Consider the following 8,880-nt stretch of genomic DNA (forward strand, 5'->3'; position numbering starts at 1 on the left):
TGGTAATCATACTAAACAACCAACGCATAGAAGATATTACCATAAAAGTTGCAAATTCACCATCCATTTTACGAAGAGAACCTTCAGAGATACCTTCATCAATTATATTACTTACAGTACTTATATAACCGCTTCTTTTTAATTTAAACTCTTCTAATTTCTCTCCTTTTAAATTACGCCATTCATATACAAAAAGAGAAACCTCATATGGCTTGTTAAGTGTATACTGAACGTGCTTAGAAATTACAAACTTTAATTTTTCTACCGGAGAGTACGAAGAATTCATAATATTATCCAAATAGACAACAAATTCTTCTAAGGTACTAAACAAATAATCTTCTAATAACGCTTCTTTAGAATCTATATAGTTGTAAACATTTGCTACTTCAAAATTCAACTCGGGAGCAAGGTCTCGCATTGTTTTGGCCTTGAAGGCTTTTTCACTTATTAACTTAAGTGTCTTTTCAAAAAATAATTCTTTTTTTGTAATCCTTTTCATAAAAAATAGTTTGATCTTGTTTTGATTGAGGCCTGCTTTTTCGAGAAAAAACAAGATTCAAATATATGAACGTACGTTAACTTTTCAATACAAATAACTACACTTTAATATTCCTTTAACTTTTAGAACTCAAAAAACAACCTTAACATTATATATCGTTCATAGATACATTAGCAGTAAAAACAAGCTAAAATCAAACCAAAAATAATTTTTTACGTAAGTATTATAGTAAGCAACAAATTAAAGTTACAAATAATAACTATAATTAACTATATGTAATAAATAACAAAAAATTAACAATTTCTTTAAAACAATAATTGAAATAGCAATTAAAAATCGGATGAACAGTATATATATTTGCTATATTGTAATATAATTACTATAATTAATTGAAGAATTGTCAATATTTAAAAACTCTAAAAAACTAATTTATATGTAAACCATAACTCTACATAATATTCTACACATATAATTACCAATTATTTAAAGCTCCCCATTTAAAATAATAAATCTATGAGAAGAAAATTACAACCAAACTCTAAAAAATCACTTGTAAGTAAAATACTAATTCTTGCGATTTTTTACTTCTGTATCCCAATTAACCTACAATCGTACAATAAGGCTAAAACAACTTTCTTTAGCGAAAACCTAATCTATGCAAATCCTGTATTAGATTTAAATTCAAATACTCCCGGAAACAATTATCAGTTTAATGTAGATCCTACTACATCAAATGTGTACCCTATAAGTATTTCTCCCACTTTAACTTCTGATGCAGGTACTATTTTGAGTGCCACCATTTCTTTATCGGGAGTGGTTGACTTTCCAAATGAAGAATTAATTTCTTTTAATGATGGTAGTGGTTTTACTCTTTTTTACTTAAACGGAACCCCTCCATACCCTTCTAGAACTTACAATTTTGGAGGTACAAGTATTTTAGTAACCCAAACATCGGGCACTACTTTTTTAATAACAGAATCCTTTGGTAATCCAATACCAAATACATCTTTTGAAGCATTTATTGCAGGAACTTATTATGGAAATTTATCTAGCTCACAAACTGACGGGCTTAGAACTGTTGACATACAAGTTACAGATACAAGTTCTCAATCTAGTTCGTCACAAACATTAATTAACGTTTACACACAACCTTTTGCATATGATGATACCAATAGTATTAGTGCTAGCAATACAGGTACTGTTACAGGTAACGTTTTAACAGATGGCACACCTGATGAAGGAAATAGTCCTTTTATTTCTGAGGTTGATGTATACCCAACACAAGTTGGATCTGCATACAATACTTTATATGGTAGCGTAACTATACAAGCAAATGGTAATTATACATATGATGTAGATGAGAGCAACTCATCTGTTACTGGCTTAAAAAATGGAGAAACCCTGCAGGATATTGTCTCGTATACGGTAAGAAACCCTGAAGGCTTATTTGATTACGGCATACTTACAATTACTATTAACGGTGTTGATGATAACCCTATAGCCCTAGACAATACAGACGAAATAACTGTGGTTGTAGAAAACGATGTCTCAGGTAATATAATAACTGACATTGGGGTTGATGGAGCAGATTATGTAGATAGAGGTTTAGCAACTTTAGTTTGGGAAAACCAATTTGCAAACGGAGAAACTGTAAACGGAAAATCGAAAACAATTGGTGGTGTACAACTTGGTTTTACATCTACAGACCCTTCATCTATAGGTACGGTTAACAATCAAATAGTTTTAACTACAGCTACTAATGGAGGGCATACAGGCTATTTATTATATCAAATTGATGCAGCTACAAATCCTGTTGGAGATACAGAGTTAATTATAACATTTTCTGAACCTGTATTTAATTTAGGTTTTTTAATTACAGATATAGATTACTCACAGGGTACAACTTGGCAAGATCAAATTACTATTAATGGTTCTTTAAACGGTACAGCATCTAACTTCACCTTTGTTACCACTGGTGGTGTTGTTGATGCCGGTAATAACACATTTTATGGTACAGGAAACGCTATACCAAGTGATGCAACCGGTAACGTAAATGTATTTTTTAATGAACCTATAAACCAATTAAGATTAGGATATAATTATGGTCCAGATGTTACAGATGCAGACCCTACTGCTCAAATTGCAGGTGTATCTGATATTTACTGGCAAGGAGATAATCCAGACATACAAATTACTGAAATTGATGGGAACGCTTCTAATGTAAATATTGTATACACAGGAACCTATGGTACCATAACTGTAAATAGTGATGGTAGTTATACTTATACTCCAGATACTAGTAACCCTGTAGTTTCAGGTTTACTCATTGGTCAAACATTAACTGAAACTTTTCAATACAGATTATCTGATGGGTCAAATTCTGACACGGCTAATTTAATTATTACCTTAAAAGGAAATAAAACTCCTCCTACAATAGACATTACTACACCCATAGAAGGTGATGATGTGGTAAATGCAGCAGAAGATAATGATGTGACCATTTCTGGTACTACTACTGGTATAGAAGACAATCAAATTGTAACCGTAACTTTTGATGACGGTACTAATACTGTAACTACAACTGCTACGGTTAGTGGTGGTACTTGGACAGCTACGGATGCAGATATCTCTGGTTTAACTAACGGACCAATTACTGTAACCGCTGATGTTGAGGATATTGCCGGTAATCCTGCTACAGATAATGACCCTATTACTTTAGACAACTCATTGCCAACAATAGACATTACTACACCTATAGAAGGTGACAATAATGTAAACGCAGCAGAGGATAATGATGTTACCATTTCTGGTACTACTACTGGTGTAGAAGATAACCAAATTGTAACCATAACTTTTTCTGATGGAACCAATACTGTTACCACAACTGCTACGGTTAGTGGTGGTAATTGGACCGCAACAGATGCAGATATTTCTGGGTTAACTAACGGACCAATTACTGTTACTGCAGATGTTACAGATGCGGCTCTTAACCCAGCCACGGATAATGATCCTATTACCCTTGATAATACTACACCAACTATTGATATTACAACTCCTATTGAAGGGGATGATGTGGTAAATGCTGCAGAAGATGGTGATGTAACCATTTCTGGTACTACTACTGGTGTAGAAGACAACCAAATTGTAACCGTAACTTTTAATGATGGTACTAATACTGTAACTACAACTGCTACGGTTAGCGGTGGTAATTGGACAGCTACGGATGCAGATATTTCTGGATTAAATAACGGAACAATTACTGTAACAGCTGATGTTACCGATGTAGCTTTAAACCCAGCGACAGATAATGAAACCGTCATACTTGAAAACTCCATACCTACAATAGACATTACTACACCTATAGAAGGTGACAATAAGGTAAACGCAGCAGAAGATAATGATGTTACCATTTCTGGTACTACTACTGATGTAGAGGATAACCAAATTGTAACTATCACTTTTAATGACGGTACAAATACAGTTACCACAACTGCTACAGTTACTGGTAATACCTGGACCGCTGCGGATGCAGATATCTCTGGTTTAACTAACGGACCAATTACTGTTACTGCAGATGTTGAAGACTTAGTAGGGAATACTGCATCAGATAATGACCCTATTACACTTGACAACTCATTACCAACAATAGACATTACAACACCAATTGAAGGTGATAACGTAGTGAGTGATTCTGAAGACAATGATGTTACCATTTCTGGTACTACTACTGGTGTAGAAGATAACCAAACCGTAACCGTAACTTTTTCTGATGGTGCAAATACCGTAACAACAACTGCTACTGTAACAGCTAATTCTTGGACTGCTACGGATGCAGATATCTCTGGTTTAACTAACGGACCAATTACTGTTACTGCAGATGTTACGGATGTTGCCCTTAACCCTGCTACAGATAATGACCCTATTACACTTGATAACTCATTGCCTACAATAGACATTACAACACCTATAGAAGGTGATAATATTGTAAACGCAGCAGAAGATAATGATGTTACAATTTCTGGTACTACTACTGGTGTAGAAAATAACCAAACAGTAACCGTAACTTTTTCTGACGGTACAAATACTGTAACAACAACTGCTACTGTAACAGCTAATTCTTGGACTGCTACGGATGCAGATATCTCTGGTTTAACTAACGGACCAATTACTGTTACTGCAGACGTTACAGATGTGGCTCTTAACCCAGCAACAGATAATGATCCTATAACGTTAGATAATGCAATTCCAGTACCAACAATAGTAATAGATAATGTTACTGCAAACAATCTTGTTACAGCTTCTGAAGCCGCAAATGATATTGCAATAACTGGTACTGTAAGTGGAGACTTTAATACTGGAGATACAGTTACTATAACTATTAACGGTACAGATTATACTGGAGCTGTAGATTCTGGAGGAGTTTTTAGTATTGATGTTCCTGGTTCTGAATTACAAGAAGATGCAGATTTAATTATTGAAGGTAGTGTTACTACAACTGACGCTGCAGGAAATTCTAATTCTGCTTCTACTACTAAAGCTTATAATTTAGATAATGATGGCGATGGTATTACAGATAATATAGATGAAGACGATGATAATGATGGTATAACAGATGTTGTAGAAGGCACTGCAGATTTTGACAATGATGGTGTTCCTAATTATCTAGATTTAGATAGTGATAATGATGGTATACCTGATATTGTAGAAACTGGAAATGGTAGCCTAGATTTAGATGGAAATGGATCTATAGATGCGGGAGAAAGTAATGTTGGAACAAATGGAATTCCTGATAGCGCTGAAGATGGTGGCACTGATGGTAATGGGGTTTCAAATATTCCTGTAGATAGTGATGGATCTGGAAGTCCTAATTATTTAGATATTGATTCTGATAATGATGGAATCACGGATACCGTTGAATCTCAATCTGATGCTAGTTTAGTTCAAAGTACAGGAAATGATTCTGACAACGATGGTATTGACGATGCTTTTGATATAGATAACGGTGGTTCTTTTACAAATACTCCAGAAAATACAGATGGAGATGCTAACCCAGATTATTTAGATTTAGACAGTGATGATGATGGTATTATTGATAACATTGAATGGCAATCTACTTCCGGATATGTATTACCTAGTGTAGATAGTGACGGTAACGGACTTGCAGATAATTACGAGACTGCGGCAGGTTCTGGTGTTTCAATTAATCAACCGGCTAATTCAGACGGTACGGATAAACCAGATTTTAGAGATTTGGATTCTGATAATGATGGCTTAACAGATTACATTGAAGCTTATGATGTAGACGCAGATAACTCTGCAGATACAGCACCTACCAATACTGATATTGATAATGATGGTCTAGACGACGGTTTTGATAACAGCACAACGGAACCTAATGGAATTGCGGATCCTAACGGACCAACAAATAGCAATCAACAAGTATCAACTTTTCCTAATGATCAAGATCCGTTTACTTCTGAAGTAGATTTTAGAGACCCAACAACACACGTAGATTCTATTGATACAGATGGTGATACTGTAAATAATGACACAGATATTGATGATGATAATGACGGAATTTTAGATTATGTAGAATCTTTAGGATTTACACCTACAGATACAAAAGGTGATGCTTGTGGTATACCTGCTGGCTCATTTAATGGAGGTACATACATTGGCGGTGGATCCGGAGCGGGTACAATAGGTGCAGAATACAGATTTTCTACAGTCGTAAGCTCATCATTGGGTGTATTGGATGCTATTGTAAGAATTACAGATATTGACAATGCAACTTTAACCTCTATAGATGATAGCTCAACCGGCAGTGCTAATGCTTGGCAACCAAGTTTTACAATTGGTGGTACTGATGGTGATACAGGTGGTATATCTTTTAATATTCGTTTAGTTGCAACAGGAACAGATTTTCAAGTAAACTTGATTAGATTTGGTGGTGTTATTTATGACATTGATGGAGCTAATACTAGAGAGAGTGTCACCCTAACAAGACCAGGATTGTATGCTATAGATAGCAATTCATTACTTACAGTTTCAGAAAATTTAGCAACAGGTACCGCAACTTTTCAAGGGCCAGCAAAAACTTGGGATGATGTTGATTTTGGCCCAAGGTTAGCTGCTTATTTTAATTTCTATGAAACTACAAACTTGGATATCACATTTAGTGGAGAATTACAACCGTCTTTTTCTACTAATAATTATTTAGGTTCTGTATTGTTTCAAACTTGTGATATTAACGGTTTATTTACTCCAAATAACACTACCTCTTCTAATAATACTGATGGTTCTGCAACTACTGCTTCAGGACCTGGAACAGCTCCTGTTTATACTATTTACCAAGGTATAGATAGTGATAATGATGGTATAGAAGATCATTTAGATATTGACTCTGACAATGATGGTATTCCAGATAATGTTGAGGCACAACCAACAACAGGTTATGTGGCTCCTTCAAATACTTTTGATGTAAATGGTTTAGATACAAATTATCCAAACGGATTAATTCCAGAAAAGACGGATACAGATCTAACACCTGATTATTTGGATTTAGATACAGATGATGATGGACTAAGTGATACAGAAGAAGCAGGGTTTAATTCCCCTTCAAACAATTTAGATTCTGATGGTGATGGTCTTTTAGATGAGTTTGATGATGTAGATACTTCTGGCGGCTTGTTTGATCCTAATGACGATCAAAATAATGGTGCATCAGACCTGCCAAATATTGCTATAAATGCAACAACAGAAGTAGACTACCGTGAAGCTGGTATAGATGATAATGATAATGATGGTATTGCAGACTCTATAGATTTAGATGACGATAATGATGGAATTCTAGATACAGCTGAAAGTCCTGGCGGTGTTGACCCAAGTGCTGACGATGATAATAATGGCACTCTTAATTTTAAAGATGTAAATGCTACTAATGATCTTAACAATGATGGTATTGTTGATGCATTTGATACTGATGGTGATGGAGTTCCAAACCATTTTGATTTAGATGCTGATAATGATGGTATTTATGATACTGTTGAAGCTGGAAGCAACCAACCACATACAAACGGAATATTAGATGGTGATGTAGGTACAGACGGGGTTCCTGATAGCGTACAAGATAGCGGACAAGAAAATAGTGGTACAGTAAATTATACACTTGCTGATTCTGAAAGTACTCCAGACGGAATACCTGACTTTTTAGAATTAGATGCTGATGGTGATTTATGTAATGATGTTACTGAAGCTGGTTTTACAGATCCTGATGGAGATGGTATACTTGGTGATACACCAACAACAGTAAATACAAGTGGTGTTGTTACAGGTACTAATGTTACAGATGGTTATACTGTTCCTAATAATGAAGACAGTGCAAGTAATTCGCTGTACGATTTTCAACAACCTGGAGTTGCTCCTACTATTGCCAATGCTGCAGACCAACCACAGGACATTATTACAAATGCAGATACATCAGAGTCTTTTTCGGTAACTGCTACAGGAACAAACTTATTATATCAGTGGCAAGTAGATGATCAATCAGGAAGTGGGTTTGTAGATATTGATGACACTAATACTTCTGATATTTATACCGGTAGTACTACTCCTACCCTAACCTTAACAGGTATAACTGTTACTCAAGATGGTTATCAATATAGAGTTATTGTTTCAGAACTTTCATATGTATGTTCTCCGGCGGTATCTAACCCTGCATTACTTACTGTAGATGTAACTAACCCTGTAATTGCTATAGATGTTGTTGCTTTAGATGATATTATAAATGCAGTTGAAGATAATGCACCTGTAACAATTTCTGGTACTACAGATGCTGAAGACGGACAGACTGTAACTGTTAACTTAAACGGAAATACTTACACTGCTACTGTTTCATCTGGAACTTGGACATTAGATATTACTGCTGCAGATGCTCAATCTCTTGATGCTTTAGAAACTATAACCGCTAATGTGTCTGATTTAGCAGGTAATGCTGCACCACAAGCAACTAGAGATATTGTTCATGATGTAAACGCTACAATAGACATTACTACGCCTATTGAAGGAGATGATGTAGTAAACGCTGCCGAAGATAATGATGTTACTATTTCCGGTACTACTACTGATGTAGAAGATGGACAAACTGTAACTGTTACTTTTGACGATGGCGTTAATCCTGTTGTTACTACAACTGCTACGGTTAGTGGTGGTAATTGGACAGCTACGGATGCAGATATCTCTGGACTAAATAATGGAACAATTACTGTAACGGCTGATGTTACCGATATTGCAGGGAATCCTGCAACAGATAACGATCCGATAACATTAGAAAATACAATACCAACAATAGACATTACTACGCCTATTGAAGGTGATGATGT

Annotated in this window: 2 protein-coding genes; one reads left to right on the top strand and one right to left on the bottom strand. The window is 35.3% G+C overall.

Annotated features, from left to right (window positions below; genetic code table 11):
- A partial coding sequence (locus KLA_RS16715; protein WP_034647213.1) for a TetR/AcrR family transcriptional regulator occupies positions 1-499 on the bottom strand: 499 nt, incomplete at its 3' end.
- Positions 500-1,012: 513 nt separating this feature from the next.
- On the opposite strand from KLA_RS16715, the gene KLA_RS16720 reads away from it, so the two are divergent.
- Positions 1,013-8,880: beta strand repeat-containing protein (locus tag KLA_RS16720; protein WP_034647214.1), on the top strand; the 7,868-nt coding region annotated here is incomplete at its 3' end.

It is taken from the genome of Cellulophaga geojensis KL-A (assembly GCF_000568425.1).
GTDB lineage: Bacteria > Bacteroidota > Bacteroidia > Flavobacteriales > Flavobacteriaceae > Cellulophaga > Cellulophaga lytica.